The organism is Actinoplanes auranticolor, from assembly GCF_018332655.1.
Taxonomy (GTDB): domain Bacteria; phylum Actinomycetota; class Actinomycetes; order Mycobacteriales; family Micromonosporaceae; genus Actinoplanes; species Actinoplanes auranticolor.
Window position 1 is genome coordinate 1 of record NZ_BOQL01000083.1, and the last position, 23,082, is coordinate 23,082.

Genomic DNA, 23,082 nt, shown 5'->3' on the forward strand with positions numbered 1-23,082 from the left:
TTTGCTCGTACCGAAGGCCCTTCGTCATGTCACGACGCCACGCCGCACGCGGGCACGGACATCGATAGCCGCTCTGCCGCCACCGGAAACCCTTATTTACTAGGGTCTTAGGTTGCCCTTCCGTCTCGGTTGCTGGCCTGTTCCAGGACAGTGAGGCTCATCGTCGGGCCGCGGCGGCTGCCGGTCGGGTTGTCAGGTGCCATGGCCTACCTGCAGGTCCCCAGCCGGAGAGGTCAGGGCCGTCGTGCGGCACGAGGGTGCAGGGAAAGGACTCAGGTGCCGGACGATCGGCGCATTCCCACCGTTTAGCCAAGTGTGTCGACGGCGGTCTGAGACAGTTCTAATCCGCCGTTGACACAAGTGCGCAAGGCATGCAGAGACGGCGAGTCCGCCCGGTCCGCGATGATCCGAGCATCGGTCAGGACCACCGCCGCGGAACTTGGGGCGGTGTGGCCGAGGCCGCGGATCTCGTTGCGCAGCGACACCAGGCTCAGCTGCGGGTCGATCGTCAATGAGGTCGGGCTCAGGGAACATCAGGAGAATCATCACGACCACGACGGTGTCCAGCACCCACCGGTGCCCGGCGTCCCGCTGCCGTAGGCGCCGCCCGGCGGTGAACAGCCCGACCGGCCATTGGGTGCCCGACCAGGACACCGCTGGCGGTGTTGTCGCTGCCCACCGGTTTATGCTCGTTCACAGCCGGGTGCCGCAGCGCGTGAACTCCTCAATGCGGATCAGGCGTCCGAGCGCATCAACCGGTACGCGGCGCCGCCCAGCGCGAGCACCGTCCAGCCGAGCAGCACCAGCAAACCGGCGCCGGCTGACAGCGTGTCGGTGCTGTGGTGCAGGGCGAAGATTGATTCGCCGGCGTTGCTGGGCAGGTACGGGGTGATGTCGGCCCGCAAGGACTTCGGCAGCAGGGACATCAGCCCGGGCACCAGCAGGAACGTGCCTACCAGCGCCGAGATTCCGCCGGCAGTGGATCGCAGCAGCGTGCCCATCGCCACCCCGATGACTCCGACCAAGCCCAGGTAGAGCCCCGCGCCGAGCAGACCACGCAGTACCCCATCATCGGAGATGCTCATCGCGATCGCGGTGCCGGACAGCACCCCGCTGCTGATCAGGAACCCGACAACCGCGCCGACCGTGCCGATGACGAACGCGAGCACCCCGTAGACGACCGCCTTGGACCACAGCACCGGCAAGCGACGCGGCACCGCCGCCAATGTCGACCGGATCATGCCGGAGGTGTATTCGCCCGAGGCGGTCAGCACCCCCAGCACCCCGAAAGCGATCAACGAGAACGGCACCCCGAACAGCGCGACGCTGTAGGTCGTTGCGCCGGCGAAGTCATCATCCATCGGCCGACCCGAGTTTAAGGACGACTTGTATTGCCATGCGGCGATGGCGCCGAGGACCAGCAGGAACACCAGCCCGAGACCCAGGGTGATCCAGGTCGAGCGCAGCGACCACAGCTTGGCCCACTCCGAACGCAGCACCCGCCGGCCGGTCACCTTCACATGGCTGGTTACGTGCGACGGCGGCGTCGCGGGTCGAGGCCGGGTTTCGGTGATGATGCTCATGCTGCCCTCACAGGGGTACTCGTAGCGTGGTACTCGACGGAGTCCTTGGTCAGTTCCATGAAAGCTTGTTCGAGGGAGACGGTTTTGGCGGTGAGCTCGAACAAGGCGATACCGTGCTCGGCCGCCTTGAGCCCGATCTCGCGCGCCGACAGGCCGGTCACGCTGAGCTCCTCCGATCCCGGCCGGCCGGTGATTTCCACGCCCGGACCGGCCAGTACCCGCCGCAAGGCGGCGGGATCGGCGCTCGCGACCACGACAGTGTCGCCGCCGGCCTGCAGGACCATGTCCTGCACGGTGGTGTCGGCCAGCACCCGGCCGCGGCCGACCACGATCAAATGGTCGGCGACCAGCGCCATCTCACTCATCAGGTGAGATGAGACAAAAACAGTCCGGCCCTCGGCGGCCAGACCGATCAGCAGGTTGCGGATCCAGAGCACACCTTCGGGATCGAGCCCGTTGACCGGCTCGTCCAGCATGATTGTCTGCGGGTCACCGAGCAGTGCCGCGGCGATACCCAGACGCTGTCCCATGCCGAGTGAGAAGGCACCGGCCCGCTTGCGCGCTACCGCCTGCAGACCCGTCATCTCGATCACCTCGTCCACCCGGGCCCGCGAGATGCCGTGGGTGTACGCCAAGACCATCAGATGGTCGAACGCAGATCGTCCAGGATGGATCGACCGGGCCTCCAGCAACGCACCAACCTCATGCAGCGGCGCAGAGTGCCGAGCGTAGCGGTGCCCGTTGACGGTCACCGTCCCGGACGTCGGCGCATCCAAACCGATGATCATCCGCATGGTGGTGGACTTGCCTGCACCGTTCGGCCCCAAGAAGCCGGTCACCGCGCCCGGCTGGACGGTGAATTCGACCCCGTCGACGGCCGTCTTATTCCCGTACCGCTTCGTCAACTGTCGCGCCTCAATCATCGCTCTCCTCGGTTCACGTAGCTCATCTGATACCTATTTCTTATCGGGCGAATCTGAGAGGACCGTTAATACGGCGCTCGGGTCGGTCGGCCGGGCCAGGGTGCCCAGCGCGGCATCGACGTCCTGCTCCCTGGCCGGCAAGGCGCAGGCGGCACAGCCGTAGGGTCGGAGCGGCATAGCTTCGGCGTTCCATCTGGTCCGCGGCCTGCGGAGGCCGTCTCTGTCGGTCAGCTTGATCTTTTGCCGGTGTCTCGTGCGCCGCTGGGGCGGTCGCCGTCCTCGCCGAGCTCCACCGCACGTAAGCAGCGCGTCGGCTGACGGCAAGCTCAGTGACCGCCGGTCAGCTAGGACGCGGTGTCGTAGGAGCGGGCAGCCCGAATTAACGGTCGTCTCAGATTCGCTCGGAAGGAATCAGCACCAGACGAACGACGTAGCGGGATTGGAAGCAATCGATGACAGTCAATCAAACGCGCCCTCAGGTATTCCCGCCCGGTCGGTCGGCAGTCCGGTGTGGAACTTTCGGCCGAAGGTTCTTGCCGTGGATCTGACACCCGTCTGTGGGACCTGGCCTATCTCGCCAGGTGGTGCTCGAGTATCCGTATCTGGTGCTTGGTCCGTTCGTGCTCATCGAGGGGCAGGCCGCGACGATCACTGCGGCACCGGGCGCGTTCCTTGCCGGTGCCGGGTCACCGAGGTTTCCGGTTCTGCCCTCCCCCGGGCTACGCGCGGCAGCCCGCCGGATTCTCGACGAGGTCCAGCCCGACGTGGTGCACGTGCAGAGCCATTTCCCGCTGCGCCGCGCCCTGGTCGACGCCGCGCACGAGCGCGGCCTGTTCGTCATCGCCACCAACCACGGCGAGGGCCGGGCCTACCCTCACCAGCCGGGCATCCTCAAGCCGCACACTGCCGGCTGGCGGCAGATCACCGACGCCGTACACCGGCACGGCAGGCGCATCAGCCTCCAGCCATGCACGCCGGTCGCCTCACCCACCCCGACATCAACGGAGACCGGGAGATGCTGGCACCGTCCGCGATCGGCTACGAGCCTGTCACCGCGCACTCCGTGCACCAGGTACCCCGCCACCCGGTACCGCGGGAAGCCACGGCCTCCGACATCAAGCGCCTGATCAACGATCACGCTATGGCCGCGCGCCGTGCGATCGCCGCCGGCTTCGGCGCGGTCGAGTTGCACAGCGCCAAGGGGTACCTGCTCCAGCAGTACCTCGCTCACAACACCAACCAGCGATGCGACAGCTACGGCGGCAGCCCGCTGAACCGGGCACGATTCGTCATCGAGGTCATCGAGGTCATCGAGGTCATCGAGGTCATCGAAGCCGTGGCAGCGGCGATCGGAGGCGATCGTGTCGGATTCCGGATCTCTCCGGGCGCGAACATCCAGGGAACCAGCGAAACCGACGCTGACGACCTCCTCGCCACCTATACCGCTCTCGCTGACGCCGTCCGGCCCCTCGAACTCGGCTACACCAGCATGATCCACCCCGACATCGACGGCCCCCTCGTGCGGCACCTGCGCCGCGCTTTCGCGACACCGCTCATCGCCAACACCGGATTCGGCACCATCACCGACCGGTACGAGGCCGGCCGCATCCTGCGCAACGGCATGGCCGACGTGGTCGCGGTCGGCCGCCCCGCGATCGCCAACCCCGACCTCACCCACCGATGGAGAACCGCAGCCCCGGGACGCCGTCCCGGACCCTGCCACCTTCTACGCAGGGAACGAGATCGGATACATCGATTACCCCGGCCTCCACGACGCTCCTCCAGCGGTGAACCCGTGAACGGCAAGCCCTGGTACGTGACCGTCGTCTGGGCGGCCACGGCTCGGCGTCAACGGCTGAGTACCCAACGGCGCAGTGGAGGCGGGGCCCGCATAATGCCAGATGATGCCCGCCACCGAGCGCCTGGTTTTGTTCGCGAGTTCCGGGTTCTGTCCCTCGAAGTAGTGATCGATGTCCGTCATCGTCTCCCCGCCGGCGACACCCTGCTCGGTCCGCGGACTACCGCACACGGTCGGTGATCAGGCCGGTGTCCGGTGGGACGGCGGCGCGCCCGGCGGGCAGGCGGACGGTGAAGGCGGGCGCCGGGTCGCGGCGGGTTCGGCGCCAATACTGGAACGTCGACGCCGGCCACGGGTTCGTCACTCGGCCCGACTCGGTCTTGTACCAGCTCAGGCAGCCCGCCGGCCACACGGTCCGGCCCACCGTGCGCCGGAGCCACTCGCTGTACGTGCGCATCGCTTCATCGTTCACCTCGAGCGTGCCGGGCAACATGCGCAGGCAGTTCATGATGTAGCGGACCTGGCACTCGATCATGAAGACGTTCGAATTGTGGCCAAGAATCGTGTTCGGTCCGTGGACGAGGAACAGGTTCGGGAAGCCGGGTACGGCCATGCCGAGGTAAGCCTCGGCGCCGTCGGCCCACTCCCGCTGCAGCTTTCGCCCACCGCTGCCCACCACGTCCATGGGTACCAGGAACTCGGTGGTCCGGAATCCGGTGGCGTACACGATGACGTCCGCACGGCGATGCTGCCCCGCGACCGTCTCGACGCCGTCCCGGGTGATCCGCGCGATCGGGTCGGTGACCAGCTCGACATTGTCGCGCTGGAGCGCCGGGTAGAAGCCGTTGTCGATGACGATGCGCTTGCACCCGGCCGGGTAGTCGGGGGTCAGCCGGGCCCGCAGGTCCCGGTCGCGCACCTGCCGGCGCAGATGCCACCGGGCGAGCGCGGTGACCGGCCGCGCCGACCAGCCGCGCGAGATGACCGGCGAGAGCACGGTATCCGCAGCGAGGTAGGTGGCCGCGCGCAGCACGTCGTGCAGCACCGGAGCATGGGACAGCGCCCGGCTCGTCGCGGTGCTGAATTGCCGGCTCGGCTTGGGAATGACCCAGTTCGGCGTCCGCTGATAGACGGTCACCCGCCGCGCGCGGCCGGCGACGGTCGGCAGGAGCTGGGCAGCGCTTGACCCCGTACCGATCACCGTCACCTCCTTGCCGTCCAGTTCGGCCGCCGCGTCCCACGTCGCGGTATGGAACGACTGCCCGGCGTACTCGGCACGGCCGGGGATCTCCGGGAGCTTCGGGTTGTGCAACTGGCCGACCGCAGAGATGACGACGTCGAACCTGTGCTGTTCCCCCGCAGCGGTCTGCAGCGTCCACGTGGCAGTGTCGTCGTCGTAGAGCGCCGCGACGATCGGCGTGCCCGTCCGCAGGTGCCGGCGAAGTCCGTACTTCTCGGCGACGTCCCGCAGATAGCCGAGAATGTCCGCCTGAGCCGGGAACCGCACAGTCGAGTTCCGGTACTTCTCGAACGAGAAGGAGTACAGGTGCGATGGCACATCGCACCCACAGCCCGGGTACGTGTTCTCGCGCCAGATCCCGCCGACGTCGTCTCCCTTCTCGAAGATGACGAACGAGTCGATGCCTGCACGCTTCAGCGCCACTGCCATGCCGAGGCCACCGAATCCGGCGCCGATGACAGCCACCGACGGAGTTGAATACGCCATGCGGGAACTGTAAACAGCGAACGTCCGCACGCCCGTGTGGCGAGCGACATCTGCCCTACCGAGCCCCCGATCCTGCCTCGGTGCCGTCAATCGCCGTTCAGGCCCGGCGGACCGCGACGACCGCACCAGCGCACCGACGGATCACCCAGCAGGGCGGTCGCGACCGCGAGCCGTTGCCGCATGCCGAGCGAGTAGTCACCGGTGCGCTGCTGCGCGGCGCCGTTGAGCCCACCTGCTCCAGCAGCCGATCCACTCGGGCGCGGTCCGCGCCGGTGAGCAGCGCCTGCGCCATCAGGTGCGCCCGGTCGCTCTGCCCCGGATGGCTGATGCCCTGCTCCAACCCGGTGCCGACCTGCGGGGCCGGATGGCTCACTTCGATCATCGCGCGCTATCGGGTCTGCTGCACCGAAAGGTGACATCTGAGATGGCTTGCCCTGAGGGTGAGCTGGGAGGATGTTGCTGTGCCCAAGCCCTACCCCCGCGAGTTCCGCGACGATGTCGTGCGGGTCGCTCGTGACCGTGAGCCCGGCGTGACGGTCGAGCAGATCGCCAAGGACTTCGGCGTCCACCCCATGACCTTGTTCAAGTGGCTGCGCCAGGCCGACAGCGACGAAGGCGGCAAGCCTGGCGTGAGCGGCAGCGACTCGGCCGAGCTGCGCGAGGCCCGCAAGAGGATCAAGTTGCTGGAGCAGGAGAACGAAGTCCTGCGCCGGGCCGCGGCGTATTTGTCGCAGGCGAACCTGCCGGGAAAAGGCTCTACCCGCTCGTGAGCGAGCTCGCCGCTGACGGGATTCCCGTCGCGGTGACGTGCCGGGTACTGCATATCGCTCGACAGCCCTATTACCGGTGGCTGGCCCATCCGGTGACTGACGCTGAACTGGCCGAGGCGTATCGGGCGGATGCGCTGTTCGACGCCCATCGTGACGACCCGGAGTTTGGCTACCGGTTCCTGGCCGACGAAGCCCGCGCCGCTGGCGAGATCATGACCGAGCGCACCGCCTGGAAGATCTGCTCCGGCATGGGATGGTGGAGCGCGTTCAGCCGCAAACGACGGCGCGGCAAGGGCGGTAGGCCGGGCCCGCCGGTGCACGACGATCTCGTCAAATGCGACTTCACCGCTGAGGGCCCGAATCGGTTGTGGCTGGCTGACATCACCGAGCACCGCACCGGTGAGGGCAAGCTCTACTTGTGCGCGATCAAGGACGTGTGGTCGAACCGCATCGTGGGCTATTCCATCGACCCACGGATGAAGTCGCGGCTGGCGGTCAACGCTGTGCACAACGCCGTCGCTCGCCGCGGTGACGTGGCCGGCTGCGTGCTGCACACCGACCGCGGATCGCAATTCCACAGCCGGAAATTCGTCCGAGCCCTGAACCAGCACCACATGATCGGCTCGATGGGCCGAGTCGGCGCCGCAGGCGACAACGCCGCCATGGAATCGTTCTTCGGCCTGCTACAGAACAACGTCCTGAACCGCCGCAGCTGGTCGACCCGGCAGCAGCTGAGGACTGCGATCGTGACCTGGATCGAACGGACCTACCACCGCCGAAGACGCCAACGATCCCTGGCCCGGTTGACCCCTATCGAGTACGAGACCATCATGACCCCACCGGCCAGTCAGGCCGCGTGACTGAACCTGTCACCTTTCGGTGCAGCAGACCCGTTCGGTGCTCTCCTCGGTTGCTTCCATACCTGACTCCTCGTGGCAGACACCATCAGGGGTGGCTGCCCACGGGGCCGAGGGAAGAACAGAGGCGGACTCGCGTGCTCGAAGCAACAATGCAGGGCCCTGGAACCGGCTCCCAGCGTCAGACTACTTGACGGTCTCATGGACCAAGCCGAGGCGACGTCAGCGGGCAACCACCCCCATTTTCCTGCCGGTCAGGGCGTACAGAAAGCACACGAAGGACTACTTGTTCGTTTGGAGGCCGAAGTGGGTGCATCGGCTGACGGCGGCGGCCGTGACGGGTCCACGGCGCGTTGGAGAGCCTCGATCCGACCAGCCGCTCGGCGCAGTGGGGTCGTCCGGTTGCGTGACCTTGGCGTCGTGGCCCGTGGGGAGCGTGTTGGGAGCACGGCGCTGACTTGACCAGGTCGTTGGGCTTGGCTGAGGTGATGGCGGAGTGCGGAGCAGTCTGCTCCTCGTCAGCGATGGTGCTTGCGCTGTTCAGCGGTTGTCGTCGGCAATGGTGGGGAGCGGCGCGACGATGGAATCGGGCTGTTCGGGGTGGGCGGTGCGGCGCTGCTCCCCAAACCGGTAATCGGACGGGGAGCAGGCGGGGTTGAAATCAGCACCGTCGAACAGCGCCGGGCGGCGTTCAGCAGCGTCGGACGACCGTGACTGAGCAGGGGTGATCTACATTGTCCCTGGTCAGTGCCGTGGTTGGACTACGTTCACACCGGAGAGGTCACTGGTTCGATCCCAGTATCGCCCACCAAGGTTTGTGCAGGTCAACGGCTCGTTGTCGAGATTCCGATAACGGCCCGTTGCTTGTGGCTCCTTACGCTGGGAGCAAACGGGGGAGTACAAGATCATCTTTGGCTGGTCCGGCTCGGTTGCGCGGTCGGTATGGCTGTCTGTCGCGACGGTTTGGTCATCGACGGTCTTCACCTGTTCGCGCGTCGGAGCCCAGCGGTCCGGGCTTGCGTCACCGCGGACGGTCGTGGTGGGCGGCGATCACTGGCGCCGTGGTCGTGCTCGCCGGTGCGGCAGACGTGGGGCGGGCGGTCCGGGTCGGGGCTCGCGGCGGCACCGGATGCCTCCTCTTCCAGGCGAAGTGGTCGGGCGACCATAACGGCATCGGGAGCGTGGCCAGGCGGTGTGCGCGGTGTCTCCGGTGATTTGAGTGTCCGGGTACTCATGCCCGTGCCGGCCGGGATGCGCTGGGGTGTCCTGGGCCCGGCCACTTCAGATCGCCGGCGCCTCGCTCTGTTTCCGCGATGGAAGGTCGGACCCTGATGATTCGCCACGCACCGCTTCGCCGACTGTTGACCGTGGCCGTCGCCGCGGTGGTGTCGGCAGGTGGTCTGCTGCTCGGGACCGCAGCCCCCGCCGCCGCCGATCCGCCTCTGCTGAACTTCGGAGAGTTGTGCGGCGTGGCGCAACTGCGCTGGGACGCTGGACCTGTGCTCGGCGGTGAGCCGATCGCCACCACGGTGCTGCGCAACGGCATGGTCCTGGACGAGTTCGCGATGGGCAATCGAGGCGAGCACCGGTACGGCGCCGGCGACGGGGACATCTTCGTGGTCCGCCGTGCCGGGTTGCCGGACGAGACCTTCGACTACCAGGTGCCGGACGACTGTGCCGACGCACCCCGGCTCGCGCTCACCGCCGCCGACGAGTGCTTCTCGGTCATGCTCCGTCTGCAGAACTCCGGGTCCACGGCCGTGGACGGGCTGCTGCTGCAGACCGGGCACGACCCGGCCGGGCGGGCCCTGCCACCGGTGGAGCCGGGCGTCACGGAGGTGCCGGTGGCGGTGGCCGACGGTGCGGTGTTCCGGCTGGTGTCCGGTTCGGTGGGGCCGGGTGCCGTGCTCTGGCTGCAGCACACCTTCCGCCGACCGGCCGGCTGCGGCCCGGGCGCGGTGCGGGTCACGGTGGCAGACGACTGCCGGGGCAGCCGGCTGGAACTTCGCAATCAGGCCGAGGGCGTGGTCCGGGTGGAGGTTGTCGTCGGCGGCTCGGCCGTGCCGTATGCCCGGGCGCTGGCTCCCGGCGCCTCGGACACCGTGGATCTGCCGCTGGAGCCCGGGTCAGACCTGGTGGTCCGTGACTCCGTGACCGGGGTGCGGTTCGCCGGACACACCACGGTCGCGGTGCCCTGCGCGTCGCCGTCCGGCTCCGGGCCTTCCGGCAGCGCCCCGCCGGCCGCACCCGGGGAGCCCGGTGGCGGGCAGGCCGGTGGGCTGGCGGTGACGGGCGCCGGGGCCGGCGCGTTTGTGGCGGCCGGTGTGCTGCTGGCCGCCGGCGTGGCGCTGTCGCTGACGGCTCGCCGCCGCCGCGTGCGATTCACCACCGGAGACTGAGTTACCACAGGGATCGAACGGCGCTCAGCGATCGCGCCGGAGCAGCGGGCCGTCCGGTGGGTCAATCGCCAGGGCGGCCCGCAGTTCGCTGCGGCCGGCAACACCGAGTTTGGCGTACGCGCGGTACAGATGGTTCTCCACGGTGCGTTCCGACAGGTGCAGCCGGGCCGAGATGGCGGGGGCGGACTCGCCGTGCGCGGCGGCCAGCGCCATCTCGCGTTCCCGGCCGGTCAGATCCCCGGCCGGCCCGCCGAGTAGCAGAGCCGGCGTGGTCGGATTCTCGCAGCGGGTGAGCTGGGTCTCGGCGAGCAGCCGGGCCCGCCCACCGGCCCGCTGGTCACCTGCTGCCCGCCAGAGGGAGGCGGCCAGCATCGCGGCCTCGGCGGCGTGCAGCGGCATGTCGTACCCAGCGAAGCGTCGCGCCACGGTGACGAGCGCGGTCCCGTCGCGCGTTTCGGCCGCGGCGGCGTAGTCGACGGTGACCGCCCCCAACAGCCAGCCGCCCGGCGGCGGGTAAGCGCGCAACAGCCGCGCCGCCGCAGCAGGCTCACCCAGCCGCACCAGGTCCAACGCGCCCAGCGTGCCGGCGCCGACCGCGCCGAGGTCACCGTGGCGGGCCACCTCGTCGACCAGCGCGTCGCGGACCCCGGCCGCGTCGCCGAGTGTGGCTGCCCGCCACGCCTGCGCCCGGGCCACCTCCATGTCGAACAGCCGGACCCTTCGGGCACCGGCCGGGCGGCGGCGCAGATCGTCGAGCGCCTCCGCGGTCTGACTGTCCGCACCGACTTGTACAGCGGCTTGCAGGCGCAGGGCGGACGCCCACCGGCAGACGCCGTCCAGCCGCAGATGCCCAGCAGCGAACCGGGATTCTCTGGCCCAGCGCAGTGCGGTCACCGGGCGGCCGCGGGCCAGCGCGATCCGGGCCAGTGAGAAGGCCGTCAGCGCCTGGCCGAGCAGATCCGCCGGCTGCAGCGTGGACTCGTACGCGGCCTCGGCCAGGGTCGCGGCGCCGACCGGGTCAGGTAGGTCGCAGCGCATCGCGCCGAGGGCGACCGGCATGCTGTCCGCGTGCGTGCGGCCGGACCCGCTGTGCCGGGCGGCGATCGGCAACGCCTCGGCCACCAGGGCGGCGCACTCGGCGAAACGCCCGGCGAGCATCAACGCGCCGCCCGCGGCACCCGCAGCTGCCAGTCGTACCTCGACCGAACCGCCGGTGCGGAACCCTGCCCGTGCCGGTTCCACCACGGTGCAGTCCAACTGGTACGACCGAAGGTACAGCCGGAACACGTCGAGCTGTTCGCGGTGTTCGGGGTCGCGGACCCCGGAGCGGTCCAGCGCCTCGAACGCGGCCGGCACGTCGTCGGCGCCGTGCACCAGCACCGCGGCATGCTGAACGGCCACCATGCACCGTTCGTCGTCGCGGGCGGCAACGCCGACCAGCTCGGTGCACAGGTCCAGCGCTTCGTCGAGGCGTCCAAGGTGAAACAGGGCACGGACGGCCGAGAGCCCGGCAGCGACACCCTTGCCGGCCCGGTACGCCTCCTCGGCCAGTCGGTACGCCAGAGCGTATTCCCGGACCAGCGCCGCCTCCTCGGCGGCCGCCAGCATCAGGGCCGGATCGAGCGACCCGCCGCCATCCAACCGCCACAACGCGATCCGCACCAGATCCTCGCTCGACGGTGACGCGGGTCCCTGCAACGCATCGGCGAGCCGGCGGCTGTGCCGTCGCCGGGCAAGCTCCGGGACATCGGCGCGCAGCAGCTCACCGTAGAGCGGGTGGCTGAGTCGCACCGTCGGTCGGTCTCCGCTCATGACCGCGACCAGCCCGCGGCGCTCCAGCGTCTCGAGCAGGTCTTCGCCGGTCATCGCGACGGCATCCTGCAGCCACAGGGGTTCAGCCAGAGCCAGCAGTTCCAGTGCGTCGCGTTCGGCGGCTTCGGTGGTGGCGAGTCTGCCCCGCAGCAGTTCGGAGAGCCGGGCCGCGGAGCCGAGCGGACCGCTCAGATGCCAGATCCCATCCGACCGCTCGACCAGCCCGGCCTCCCGGGCCGAGACCAGCAGCTCACGCAGGAACAGCGGATTGCCGGCGCATGCGTCGCGAAGCCGGCGCAGCGTGCGTCCCTCGACCGGTCCGTCCAGAGCCGCGAGGACGAGCGCGTCCATGTCCGCGGCGGGAAGTGCGGACAGCTCCATCCGTGACACCCCGGCGTCCTTCCACAGGGCGGTCACCGCGGCCGGAGTCACCGCTGACGTGCGCGCCGTGGCTAGCAGCGCCACGGTTGCCTCGGCCACGGCCTGGTGAACGACAGTGGCTGAGACGTCGTCCAGCAGGTGGGCGTCGTCCACCAGCAGCAGCGTCCGTCCCTGGTGGTGTCGGGCAGCCCATTCCCGCAGGGCCCGCAAGCCGCGCTGCACCGGGCTACCGCTGATGTCCGGCCCGCTCCGGGAGGCCGGGAGCAGCGGCGTCAGAGCCGCCAGCGGAAGTCCTGTGCCCGACCCCGACGTATGGGCCGCCAGGACCTGCCAGCCGTCGGCACGCAACCCGGACGTGGCCTCCCGGGCCAGCCGGCTCTTGCCCACTCCCGCCGCACCGGCGAGCAGCACTCCCCGGCCGGGTCCGGCCACCAGCGCGCGGATCTCATCAAGCTCCGCAACCCGGCCCATCAATGGCAGATCCGATCGTCCCGTACGCGTCACCGCTCCAGGGTGGCAGGCGGGGCACGCACACATCAGCTCCGAATCGGCGCTCTGCGCCGTCGCAGGGCGCGTGTGCTGTGCCCGGTCGGTGGTTGAGTATCGACGCACTCATGTGTCGCGCCGCAAAGCATGCTGGGATCTGCTGAGCCGAGGCGGGTCGCGCCCGGCGTACCGGAGGGATCTGCCGAGGATGCACCGTCTCATGCTGTCGCGTCGTGTTCTGGCGGTCATCGTCGTCACCGCCGTCGTCCTGAGCCAGTCGACGGCGAGCCACGCCGCGCCGGATCCGGGCCAGGACGCGGAACGGCTCGAGGACGCCTACGTGGTCGTACTGAAGACCGAGAAACCCGCCGACGTCGACGACACGGTCAAGCGGTTACTGACCAAGCACGAGGGCAAACTGCGGCACACGTACCGGCATGCCCTGCGAGGCTTCTCGATCAGCATGTCCGAGGCGGTCGCCAAGGAGATGAGTATCGAACCGGAGGTTGCGCAGGTCGCCGAAGACGTGCCGGCGATCCTGCACGACGTGCAGACCGACCCCTCCTGGGGGCTGGACCTGCTGGACGGCAGTTTCGACTCGGCGTACCCGTTCGACACCAGCGGCGCGGGGGTGCACGCGTACATCGTGGACACCGGCCTGCGCCAGACGCACCTGGATTTCGAGGGCCGGGCCAGCGGCGACGTATCGTTCGTGGAGCACGGCATCGACCGCTGGGGGACCGGGGACTGCAACGGCCATGGCACGAAGGTGGCCGGTGTCGTCGGCGGCCGGGTGCACGGTGTGGCCAAGGAGGTCCGGCTGCACACCGTACGGGTCTTCGGCTGCATCGGCGGTACGGCCGCCGACATCATCGCCGGGTTGGACTGGATCGCCGAGCACGCGGTGCGGCCGGCGGTGGTGAACATGAGCGTCGGCTCGAACGTCTTCGCGCCGCTCGACGCAGCGGCGTCGGCGGTGGTGGCCCGCGGCATAACCGTGGTGGCGTCCGCCGGCAACAGCAGCGACGACGCCTGCCTGCAGTCACCGGGGAGGGTTCCCGAGGTGCTCACCGTAAGTTCGGTGAACGCGCTGCGCTACCGCGTGCCCGATGCCGCGTACGGACGGTGCGCCGATATCTTCGCGCCGGGCGACGCCATCCGGACCACGGTGTCCACCAGCGACACGGCGACGACCCGCAGCGCCGGTGGCACCTCCATCGCCGCCCCGCACGTGACCGGCACGGTGGCGCGGTACCTGGACCTGTTTCCGACCGCCGAACCGGCCCTGGTGGCCGCCCGGCTGGCCGACGAGGCCCTCCGCGACCGTGTCACCGACCCCCGCGGAACCCCCGACCTGATCCTGCGGGGTGAACCACGTGGCCCCGGTAACGACGGTTTCGGCAGCACCGGGGCCGACGTGAACGGCGACGGTCGCGACGACATCGTCAGCTTCACCCGGGGCGCGGCGGCCGACGTCACGGTCGCACTTTCCACGGGCAGCGCGTTCGGCCCGGCGACCCGCTGGCACGAGTACTTCTCCGCCGGCAACGAGTACCCGCTGCTGGGCGACGTTGACGGTGACGGGCGGGCCGACCTGATCACCTTTACCCGGGGCAACGCCGCACACGTCTACGTGGCCCGATCCAGGGGCACCTCCTTCGGTCCGTCCGAGCTCTGGCACACGTGGTTCGCCGCCGGCCGGGAGACGCCGCTGGTGGGCGACTTCGACGGCGACGGGCGAGCCGACATCGCCACCCTCACCCGCGGCGCGTCCCGCGACGTCTATGTGGCGCTCTCCGACGGCTCGCGGTTCGTCGGCACGTCGGTCCGCTGGCACGACGACTTCGTCGGCGACGACCAGGTCCCACTGGTCGGCGACTTCGATGGCGACGGGCGCGACGACATTTTCGCGGTCGGCCGATTCGGACGCAACGAGGTCACCGTGGGGCGCTCCACCGGCAGCGGCCTGACCATCCTGTACCGGCGGCTCGACCACCTCCTCAGCGATACGCAGGTGCCGGTGGCCGGAGACTTCAACGGCGACGGGCGCGCGGACGTCGCCGCGGTGGACCGGTCGTCGTCCGTCGTCGCGGTCGCGCAGGCGTCCGACCACCTCCGTCTCGTCCCGGCCACCCGCTGGGGCTGGAACTTCGCCGTCGGACCCGCAGCCGTGCCGGGCGCCGGGGACTTCAACGGCGACGGCAGCGACGACCTGATCGCGTTCACCAGGGGCGCGTCGGCGGACGTCTACGTGGCCGCGTCGACTGGTGGCGCGTTCTCCAGCGACCTGCGCCGTTGGCACACCGGGTTCGCCTTCGCCTCGGAGATCCCCATGCCCGCCGTGCTGTGGTGACCCTGCACCTGAGCTTGTTGTTTAACCAGGGCGTCTTTTGTGTTCTTCGATGCTTTTGGGCGAGGTGGCGTGCGAGACGCAACTGGGTGTAGGCGGCGATCACGATCCACGTCCACCGGTCCGCGGCGTGCGGGTTGCGTAGCTTCGGAGCGGTCCCGCCGAGGCTGCCGCCCGTTCGGCAGCGGCGAAACGCCGGGCGCGTGCGGCATGCTCCGCAGCGCCCGGAAGGTGCGCTGCGGCGTTGTCGTGGACCTCGGCGCTGTTGTCTTCCGTCCGCGCAATATCGTCGGCGGTCTGTGCCAGAGCCTCGAACAGGGCAGCCTGCGCCTCTCGGCTGGGCTGGCGTCGAAGGGCAGCCGTAGTCGTCGCATCGCTTCTCGGCTGTCGTCGGGCGCCGATGTGGGCTGCTCGGCCTCGTGCCGGTCGTCCGGTGCACGGAACAGGGCGTCGCCGGCATCCGTGGTCCAGCCCATGGCGCCTCTTGTCTGTCGAGTGCCGTAGCCGGGTCCGACGCTACAGGGACCGCTCTGTGGCTTCGTACGTCAGTACTTACGAACGAGATCATCTTTGCCCATGACGCCACGGCCCCGGTGCTGAGGTCTCGTCGTGTGCTGGGGTGATCGGGCCGTCGCGGAGGACGCTCCAGCCGAGCATGCCGGTGAGGTTTTCGAGTCTGTCGCCGACGGTGACGCCGTCGTCGGTGATGTGGCAGGCGTACATGGCGTGGTCGTGGCGGCTGTTGCGCATCTTGAGGATGTTGAGGACCCGGCCGATCTCGGAGCGGTGCTCGATGTAGCGGATCTGGATCACGTTGTGGAACAGGAACATGAGCCCTGCCAGAGGGTCGTCCAGGGGTCCGAACGTCCTGGTCTCGCTGGTGACCCAGAGCGACGCGCCGGCGGCGCGGACAATCCCGACGAGGCTGCGCAGGTAGGCCGGGAACCGTTCGGCCTCCCGCGCGGCGTGGGCCATCTCGGCCAGGCTGTCGATCACGATCCGGCTGGTCGTGCCGTCGGCGAGGCCATGGCGGATCACCGAGGCCAGCACGTCGAGGTCGAGATTGCCCATCGGCACGTGCGAGATCACCAGCCGGCCGTCGGCGCGGGCGGCGGCGAAGTCCCACCCGAACTTGCCCGCCATGCCGACCAGCTGATCCGCGGTGTCCTGGAAGGTGATGTAGAGACACCGCTCGTCCTGGGCCAGGCCTTCAGCGACGAAGCCCAGACAGCCGATGGTCTTACCCGCGCCGGACGGTCCGAGGACCAGGGTGGCGTCACTTTCCGGTATCCCACTGCCCATCAACGCGTCCAGCCCGGGGATCCCGGAAGAGATCCGCCCGCTCTTCGGCGGCACCTCTTCGGGCAGGAACGACTCGATGCTCGGATACACCTGGAAACCGTCGGCGGTGATGTGCACCGTGTGGGTGCTGCCGAGGTGCGTGGCGGCACGCATCTTCATCACCCGCAGGCCGCGCCGGTCGATCGGCTCGCGGCGTTTGTGTGTCAGCTCGATGATGCCGTCGGCGAGGGAGAACTCCACCCCGCTGCGCATCTCCTTCGGGGTGTACTCACCCAACAGCAGCAGCACTGCCCCGCTGTGCGCGACGCGGCTGGTCAGGTCGTAGAGCGCCATCCGCAGGGCGTGGTCGCTGACGAAATCCTGCAGCATCTTGGTGCTGTCGATCACCACCAGGACCGGCTTGTCGTCGAGGGCTTTGCGGACCACCTCGTCGATCAGCGGTTCGAGGTCTTTGGTGGCCGCGCCGCGCAGCATGTCACCCAGGTGCACGTACTCGACCTTCGGCCCCAGGGACTCAGGGTCGAAAAACTCGAATCCCCGTAGGTGCTCCACCAGTTTGGAATGCGGCTCCGACAGGGTCGTGTAGTAGATGGCCTTGTGCTCGGCGGTGGCGTTGGCGAAACAGATCTGCTGGGCCAGGATCGTCTTACCCGCACCGGGCGGTCCGGCAAGCACCACCACCGAGCCCGGTTCCAGTCCACCCCCGAGGATCAGGTCCAGGTCCGCCAGCCCCGTCGACAGCCGCTTCATTTCGTGCCACGTCCTTCCCGGAGCAGACCTTCGGCCACCGCGAGTAACTCTGCGTGTTTGTAGGGCTTGGCCAGCGCTGCGTCAGCGTTGACCGCCAAGTGCCAGTCACCGCTGACCGACAGGATCGGAATCGCCGCGGTCACCGGGTCGGCTCGCAGCCGACGGATGAGTTCCACGCCGTCCATCACGGGCATCATGATGTCGGTGACCACCAGATCCGGTGGCGACTCGTGCACCAGGGCCAGAGCGGCGGCACCGTTACCTGCCTCGGTGACCTCGTGACCAGCACGCGTGAAGACGCGCCGCAACATGAACCGCAGATCCGGTTCATCCTCGACCACCAAAATCCTGCCCACCGAAACCATCCGTTCGCCGCAGCAGCCTCCGCGGCCCCCGACCCCAGCGAGGGTATACCGCCACAAAACGTCGGCGACGGACTTCCCGTCCGCAGGGCCTTGGCGCGTCGGAGTGCGTCGGGTTTCCTGTTCGCCAGGAATCCGACCGCTCAACGCTCCGACGGTGCGGGGGAGGACGCAGCGTAGGAAGTTGGGCTTCCTCCATCACGGAGGCTCACGCCGTGGTATAAGCGGTAAAACCGGTGATCGCATGTCATTGCCGCACGTCCGAAGGCCCGCGTGTCTGGCTTGAGCTGGGCCCACAGGGAGCCGGGATTCCATCAAAAAGGCTCGTACGGCGGTCCCGTGGTAGTGGTAGCAGCCGGAGTTGACCGTACCGCTCAGAGATCTTCGCGGATGATGGCGTCCGCGGCGGCGAGCAGCGAGGTACCGGAATCGATGGCCCTCAGGCGCAGTTTCAGGTAAGCCTCGTGGTTGGTGATGCCAGCACGGCCCATGATCATGCCGAGGGCGAGTTGGATCGTGGAGTGCACGGTGAGCGCTTCAGCGAACCCGGTCAGGAGTTCTGTGCCGCCGTTGCCCAGGTCGGGTAGGCCGTCGATGTCAGATGGCAGGGGCCGTTCCGGGTCGTAGAGGGCCCACACCCCGATGATCAACGGCGCCATGGTGGCGGCGTCGCGCCCGTACAGGTTCAGCACGGCAACCGTGTGGCCGCTGCCGACGACCACGGGGATGGAGACCGAGGAGGACAGGCCCATGCTAATGGCCGCCTCACGGAACCGGGGCCAGATCATCGTGTTGGCGATGTCGGGCAGCGTGACGGGCCTGTTGTCGTCCAGCGACTGCATACAGGGGCCGCCGTGTCCGGTGTACTGCGCTTGGTCGACAGCGTCGGCGAGTTCACTGCTCGCGGCAACAGTGCTGTAGGCGTCATTGCGCAGTGTCGTCACGGAAGCGTAGTCGACGCCTTCGACTCTGTCGGCCGCCAACTGGACGAGAATCTTGAGTTGGACGTCGATAGCCGGCACGTCGTCCGGGGTGCCGGCGAGGGTCACGAGAAGCTCAGCCAGCGGACCCGGCGTGTCGGCCTTGAACGTTGATGATGGCTGAGTCGTCGCCATGTGTCCTCCGTGCCTAGCCGGTCAAGGGGGCAGCTAGACGCCTACCCCGAAACAGCGGTTCCACTCAACCTCGATCGGGTCACGGCCCGTCCCTGCGGTCCAGACGGGAAGGTCCGCCGTTGTATGACTGCTGCGGCCTCGTGTGAAACGCCCGGCCAGAGGGTTCCGCCCGGTGTGCCGAGGTTCTCGACGGCTGATTTACCAGGGCCTGAGACCGCATGGACCGACGACGATCGTCACCCAACGTCAACGTCCGTTACTCGGAAAGGCTCACTGACATTCCAGACGCTACCTCCGCGCGAGCGCCTGGTGGTTATCGAGCACGTGTCGCAGTGTCTTGGCGGGTTTGCGCCTGCACGTCAGAGCCGAGTTGCTATCTGGGTGCGCCGGGGGGAGGAGGCGTCTGGGACGGTCGCGCAGTAATGGCCGAGACCCTCCCGCTTGGCGTGGTACATCGCCGCGTCGGCACGGCGCATGATGTCGTCCGGGTCAGCGGGGCCGTCCTCGGAGTAGGCGATGCCGATGCTCGCCCCGATCGAGAGCGGGTGCCCTCCGAAGGTAACCGGTCGGCCGAGCGCTGCGGTGATGCGCTCGGCGATGGTTACCGCAGCGTCGTCATCGGCGAGATCCTCGACCAGGACGGCGAACTCGTCGCCGCCGAGCCGGGCCGCGGTGTCCTCGGTCCGTACGGTCTGGTCGATCCGCCGGGCGACCTCGCGCAGCACCTCGTCACCGGCCTCGTGGCCGAGGGTGTCGTTGATCTGCTTGAAGCGATCGAGGTCGAGCAGCAGCACTGCCGTGTCGGCGGTGTGCCGGCGGGAGCGGGCCAGCGCCTGCCGAAGTCGCTCGTGGAGGAAGACACGATTGGCCAAGCCGGTCAGCGGATCGTGCATGGCCAGGTGGCGCAGTTCGGCCGTACTGGCCGCATTCTCCAACGCGAGGGTCAGCTGAGTGCGCAGCGTGTCCAGTGCCTTCACGGCGTCGGCACCGATCGGGCCGTCGGCGGTCGCGGTCAGCACGGCCACGAGACGCCGATCGACGACCAGTGCCAGCAGACACTGCCCTGTTTCGTCCGCCGTATGGGTGTGGAAAACGTCGTCACTCACCAGCGGCTTGCCACCGACCAGCCGTTCGGTGAGCGCGGACGGAATCGCGATGGTGGAACCAAGCGGCGGCCCGGCGTCGTCACCCGCCACTGCGACCACCTGTGCCGTCGAGTAGTCAGGCGCCACCACGGCGACTGAGCACGTGGCCGCCGATAGGCCGGCGAGCAGTGCGCGTCCGGCTTCAGCGGCGATGCGGTAGATGTCCTCGGGACCGCCCGCGCCGATCAGCTCGGTACCGGCCTCAGCCAGCCGCTGCTCTCGGCTGAGCGTCGTGTCGAGGCGGCCCAGCAGGCGAGCGTTGTCCGTCAGCACGAACGCCTGCCGGACTACGACCAGTGCGGTCATCGCGATTGCTCCGACGAGCACGATCACGCCGCGAGCGGTGGGGCCGTTCAGGAAGGCCGGCACCAACAGCGCGTAGGTCGCCGCGACCGCCGCGTAGGGCAGGAGACTGAACGGCCGTCTGCGTTGATCGGAGGCGGGCCGTTGTGCGCCCATTGCCATCATCGCCACCAACGGCACCGCGATGAGCAGCGTACGGAAGATCGCCGACACGGCGAGGGCGATGGACATCCTGTCGGTGTCGGCGAGTGCCACGGCCAGCCCAGCGCGAACGACCTCCGTCAGCCCCGCGAGCGCGAACAGCCCAAGAGTCAGCCGGTTGACCGCTGCCGAGCCGGCCACCATCACGCGTGTGACAGCGAAGACGACAACGAGTACCCCACAGGCCCGCAACAGCGTGGAGATGGCCACGACGCCATCACCCGGCTGTCGCAGCCAGACCGCCAGAATGAAGTAGGAGACGTACACCACCGTTGCGAGCATCACGATGGTCATGTCCAGCGCGAGCCGTCGCCGGCCGCCACCTGCCCGACCATGAACGGGGAGTCGCAGGATCGCAACCACGACGAGAACCATGGTCGCGATGGCGAACGCCCGGGAGACCGGAGTGCCGATCCCGTACCCGACCGACTCGTCGTTCAGCTCCGCGAGCAGGGTGCTGCAGGACGCCCCACCGATGCCCAGGTACCCGCCGGCGAGCAGCCACCAGAACCAGCGTGCCCCGCCGGCCCCGGCGCGCCACCCGACCCGCGCCGCCAGTGCGGCTCCGATCACCATCGAGAGCCCGACGCCGAACAGAGAGACCACAAACTGCGTCGACCAGCCCGCAATGTCGAGCGCGTGCCAACCCGCCGTGCACATGTTGGCCAGCATCGCGGCGACGGCGACGTACCGCAGTGCGCGATCGGCCTGGGGAAGCATCATCTCGGCAGCGCCCCTCATCCCTCGCATGCTCAGCGTCGGTGGGCACCGGACTCCAACCCCTTCGGTCAAGAGACATCGAACCTTAGGGTTCCGGGCCAGAACGGGCCTGCCGCTCCGTCCAGCCTCGCGAGCGTGATGGTGGTCTCCCAGCAGAATGAGAAGCCGCAGTTCACGAGCGTTTGGTGGCGGCGGATCGCCGACACCACCACATTCGTGGACTCCTCCGTCAGCCGGATGCGCTCCAACAGCGCAGGCACGAGGCCCGGGCTTGCCTCGTCCGGCGCAAGCCCAGGCGGCGGTTCAGCCACCTCCAGGCGCAGATGCCCAATGTGCTGGCCGCCCAGCGTCGCCACGATGAGCGCGCCGCGGCTGAGGCCCCGCCGCGGCTCGCATCCGGATCGCGGCAAGTTCGCAACTGAACGACCGGCAGCGGCTTGTGGTCGTTTCAGCGAATTCACACGAAGACGGCCTCACGAGCGGTCAGCGGGCAGTGGTGACGTGGTGAGACGACCGGCTTGACCGACGTTTCCTTGGCCGGCGGGTATTGCTGGTGGGTTCGGGAGCACGGCTGCGGCGAAATCCGCTGGATGACCGGTCCACGTGATTGGTGGACGTCCTGGAGTGCGTCACGCCGGGGTGCTGACCGTGGGCTACGACACCAGGTGGTGAGCGAGAGATCAGTGTCCGAGTGCTGCCACAGCAAGGGAGCAAAGGGCGGCGGTGAGTAGTACTGCGCCCGTGGCTGTGCCGACGACGGCGCTCAGGGTGATCGATCGGGACCGTGCCAGTGGGACGGAGACCAGGGCAGCCAACGTGATCAGCGCTGCCACGAGGTGGATGGCCGGGTACCGAATGAGCGATGCGACCGGGAACAGGTGCACCCCGACCACGAACGCGATCCAGACCGGGATCAGCCCGCGGTGACGCCGTACCGCGAGCGCCACGGCTCCCAGCGCGGCGGCTCCGAACTCGATGCCTACGACGATGCCGAATGCGCGGCTGGTATCGCCGTCGAACGCGGTACCGTCGTGCCAGTACCGCCACGCCAGCAGCACACCCGCTACGGACGTCAGGACAGACGCGACCGCGCCGGCGATCAGCGGCCTTCGCCAGGCGGGCGGGGAGCCTCCTGAGCCCAGCCGAACCAGCTGGATGCGAAGACCCCGAATACCGCTGCGGTCACCGCGGTGTCGCGAAGGTGCTCGGCGAGCATGTCGTTCTCCCCAGGGCTCAGCGACCGACAACGCAGGACCGTAACAGGGCACAGGGACTCGTGCCGATTGACGCGACCTCGCAGTGCCCGTGGTCCGACCCGGCCAACAAAGGCACCCGGGACCTGCGGCCGCCCTGGGCTGGCCACCGGCCGGCTCACTCAGCTGCCGATTCGCGTGCTGCCGGCGTGAGCGCTGCGGCGGTCTCGGTACTCCTTCGCCCGCGCCCGCGGGCACAGCTGACCGAGTTGCGATCCGGGACTGTGCCGCCGAGGCGCGTGTCACGCTGCGATGTGCGTCTCCACCGCATCGAGGGCGGAGGCGAGATCGGCGGCGTCGATCACCGCGTCGAGCCGGAACGGAAGCCGCGAGTCGTTCGACGCCGCCGGCCCAAATGGTGCGCTCGTCAGGTGCCGGCGCGTGCAGCTCGGTCTTCTCGCCGCGGCAGGGGCACTCGAAGTACGCCTCGGCCGGCGTCACCACGACGATCGTCGCCACCCTGCCAGCGCCGGACAGCACAAATGACTCTGCGCCCGCCGTACGGGCCCCTTCGTTTGGACATTCTTACGAAAACCACCGCGAAGGCTGGCTAGAGTTCGTCAACGGAGTGCGTCCGGTCCCACCCATGCCGGATGCCTTGTTCGAGTTCAATCGATGACGGTGCAGATGGGGCGACTACAGGTGCGAAGCGGACCGTGGTGGTGGCATGGCCGGCCGTCGGCGTCGTGCTGGTGGGGCGGGGCATGTTCTCCGGCGTGACCCACCTTGAGGACGCCGACGGGCAGGACAGTGTCGTCGCAGGGTTGGTGGCTCTACTCAGGTTGTGGGTGGCTGTGTATTTGCCGCGCCCGTGGTTGCGATGACCGGCGAGGTGCTGCCGGCTAC

The 23,082-nt window shown here is 68.7% G+C and carries 14 protein-coding genes, 1 tRNA gene and 2 pseudogenes; 6 read left to right on the plus strand and 11 right to left on the minus strand.

The annotated features are described in order from the left end of the window. Positions 1-734: 734 nt before the first annotated feature. Together Aau02nite_RS42870 and Aau02nite_RS42875 are read right to left on the minus strand one after the other, a co-directional pair. A complete protein-coding gene (locus Aau02nite_RS42870; RefSeq protein ID WP_212994432.1) occupies positions 735-1,583 on the minus strand; it encodes an ABC-2 transporter permease in 849 nt (282 codons plus the stop codon). Further along, positions 1,580-2,506 (minus strand): ABC transporter ATP-binding protein, encoded by a 927-nt coding sequence (locus tag Aau02nite_RS42875; RefSeq protein WP_212994433.1) that lies wholly within the window; start codon positions 2,504-2,506, stop codon positions 1,580-1,582. The genes Aau02nite_RS42870 and Aau02nite_RS42875 overlap by 4 nt, the downstream gene beginning before the upstream one ends. Before the next feature lie 764 nt (positions 2,507-3,270). Here Aau02nite_RS42875 and Aau02nite_RS47985 point away from each other — a divergent pair. Together Aau02nite_RS47985 and Aau02nite_RS42885 are read left to right on the plus strand one after the other, a co-directional pair. Further along, positions 3,271-3,390: pseudogene (locus Aau02nite_RS47985) on the plus strand (hypothetical protein); the annotation flags it as partial. 83 nt (positions 3,391-3,473) lie between these two features. Further along, positions 3,474-4,544: an oxidoreductase gene (locus Aau02nite_RS42885; protein WP_246595869.1), complete on the plus strand. Its 1,071-nt coding sequence runs from the start codon at positions 3,474-3,476 to the stop codon at positions 4,542-4,544. On the opposite strand, the gene Aau02nite_RS42890 is transcribed toward Aau02nite_RS42885, so the two are convergent. Beyond that, a complete protein-coding gene (locus tag Aau02nite_RS42890) occupies positions 4,525-6,030 on the minus strand; it encodes a flavin-containing monooxygenase (RefSeq protein ID WP_212994436.1) in 1,506 nt (501 codons plus the stop codon). The genes Aau02nite_RS42885 and Aau02nite_RS42890 overlap by 20 nt on opposite strands. A gap of 97 nt (positions 6,031-6,127) precedes the next feature. Continuing rightward, positions 6,128-6,412 (minus strand): hypothetical protein, encoded by a 285-nt coding sequence (locus Aau02nite_RS48165; protein ID WP_438841234.1) that lies wholly within the window; start codon positions 6,410-6,412, stop codon positions 6,128-6,130. Positions 6,413-6,491: 79 nt separating this feature from the next. On the opposite strand from Aau02nite_RS48165, the gene Aau02nite_RS42900 reads away from it, so the two are divergent. The 3 genes from Aau02nite_RS42900 (at position 6,492) to Aau02nite_RS42910 (ending at position 10,056) form a co-directional block, all read left to right on the plus strand. Further along, a protein-coding gene (locus tag Aau02nite_RS42900) for an IS3 family transposase (RefSeq protein WP_212994437.1) occupies positions 6,492-7,660 on the plus strand; the annotation gives its coding sequence in 2 pieces (ribosomal slippage) (positions 6,492-6,776 and positions 6,779-7,660; 1,167 coding nt in all). Between the two features lie 719 nt (positions 7,661-8,379). Continuing rightward, positions 8,380-8,468, plus strand: a tRNA-Val gene (locus Aau02nite_RS42905). 520 nt (positions 8,469-8,988) lie between these two features. After that, positions 8,989-10,056, plus strand: coding sequence for a hypothetical protein (locus tag Aau02nite_RS42910; protein ID WP_212994438.1), 1,068 nt, complete (start codon positions 8,989-8,991; stop codon positions 10,054-10,056). A gap of 24 nt (positions 10,057-10,080) precedes the next feature. Here Aau02nite_RS42910 and Aau02nite_RS42915 read toward each other — a convergent pair whose 3' ends face one another. Further along, complete coding sequence (locus tag Aau02nite_RS42915; protein ID WP_212994439.1) at positions 10,081-12,753, minus strand: helix-turn-helix transcriptional regulator; 2,673 nt, start codon at positions 12,751-12,753, stop codon at positions 10,081-10,083. Between the two features lie 202 nt (positions 12,754-12,955). Between Aau02nite_RS42915 and Aau02nite_RS42920 the strand changes: the two genes are divergently transcribed. Continuing rightward, entirely contained in the window at positions 12,956-15,088 is a 2,133-nt protein-coding gene (locus Aau02nite_RS42920; RefSeq protein ID WP_212994440.1) for a S8 family serine peptidase, read from the plus strand. A gap of 561 nt (positions 15,089-15,649) precedes the next feature. On the opposite strand, the gene Aau02nite_RS42925 is transcribed toward Aau02nite_RS42920, so the two are convergent. The 6 genes and pseudogenes from Aau02nite_RS42925 to Aau02nite_RS42950 form a co-directional block, all read right to left on the minus strand. Further along, the gene (locus tag Aau02nite_RS42925) at positions 15,650-17,137 is read right to left on the minus strand and encodes a DUF7125 family protein (RefSeq protein ID WP_212994441.1); all 1,488 of its coding nucleotides are present in this window, start codon (positions 17,135-17,137) and stop codon (positions 15,650-15,652) included. Continuing rightward, on the minus strand, positions 17,134-17,493 hold the full coding sequence (locus tag Aau02nite_RS42930; protein ID WP_212994442.1) for a response regulator: 360 nt from the start codon (positions 17,491-17,493) through the stop codon (positions 17,134-17,136). The genes Aau02nite_RS42925 and Aau02nite_RS42930 overlap by 4 nt, the downstream gene beginning before the upstream one ends. A 380-nt stretch (positions 17,494-17,873) precedes the next feature. Further along, entirely contained in the window at positions 17,874-18,614 is a 741-nt protein-coding gene (locus tag Aau02nite_RS42935) for an ANTAR domain-containing protein (protein WP_212994443.1), read from the minus strand. A gap of 359 nt (positions 18,615-18,973) precedes the next feature. Beyond that, on the minus strand, positions 18,974-21,004 hold the full coding sequence (locus tag Aau02nite_RS42940; RefSeq protein ID WP_212994444.1) for a GGDEF domain-containing protein: 2,031 nt from the start codon (positions 21,002-21,004) through the stop codon (positions 18,974-18,976). A 47-nt stretch (positions 21,005-21,051) separates the two neighbouring features. After that, the gene (locus Aau02nite_RS42945; RefSeq protein WP_212994445.1) at positions 21,052-21,339 is read right to left on the minus strand and encodes a hypothetical protein; all 288 of its coding nucleotides are present in this window, start codon (positions 21,337-21,339) and stop codon (positions 21,052-21,054) included. Between the two features lie 324 nt (positions 21,340-21,663). Further along, a pseudogene (locus tag Aau02nite_RS42950) lies at positions 21,664-22,199 on the minus strand (hypothetical protein). Positions 22,200-23,082 lie beyond the last annotated feature (883 nt).

What these genes read in the sequence shown, in the direction of transcription:
- Aau02nite_RS42910 (WP_212994438.1), top strand. Translation starts at nt 8,989, where the DNA reads ATGATTCGCCACGCACCGCTTCGCCGACTGTTGACCGTGGCCGTCGCC.
- Aau02nite_RS42870 (WP_212994432.1), bottom strand. Translation starts at nt 1,583, where the DNA reads ATGAGCATCATCACCGAAACCCGGCCTCGACCCGCGACGCCGCCGTCG.
- Aau02nite_RS42925 (WP_212994441.1), bottom strand. Translation starts at nt 17,137, where the DNA reads ATGAAGCGGCTGTCGACGGGGCTGGCGGACCTGGACCTGATCCTCGGG.
- Aau02nite_RS42875 (WP_212994433.1), bottom strand. Translation starts at nt 2,506, where the DNA reads ATGATTGAGGCGCGACAGTTGACGAAGCGGTACGGGAATAAGACGGCC.
- Aau02nite_RS42940 (WP_212994444.1), bottom strand. Translation starts at nt 21,004, where the DNA reads ATGAGGGGCGCTGCCGAGATGATGCTTCCCCAGGCCGATCGCGCACTG.
- Aau02nite_RS42890 (WP_212994436.1), bottom strand. Translation starts at nt 6,030, where the DNA reads ATGGCGTATTCAACTCCGTCGGTGGCTGTCATCGGCGCCGGATTCGGT.
- Aau02nite_RS42920 (WP_212994440.1), top strand. Translation starts at nt 12,956, where the DNA reads ATGCTGTCGCGTCGTGTTCTGGCGGTCATCGTCGTCACCGCCGTCGTC.
- Aau02nite_RS48165 (WP_438841234.1), bottom strand. Translation starts at nt 6,412, where the DNA reads ATGATCGAAGTGAGCCATCCGGCCCCGCAGGTCGGCACCGGGTTGGAG.
- Aau02nite_RS42935 (WP_212994443.1), bottom strand. Translation starts at nt 18,614, where the DNA reads ATGGCGACGACTCAGCCATCATCAACGTTCAAGGCCGACACGCCGGGT.
- Aau02nite_RS42885 (WP_246595869.1), top strand. Translation starts at nt 3,474, where the DNA reads ATGCACGCCGGTCGCCTCACCCACCCCGACATCAACGGAGACCGGGAG.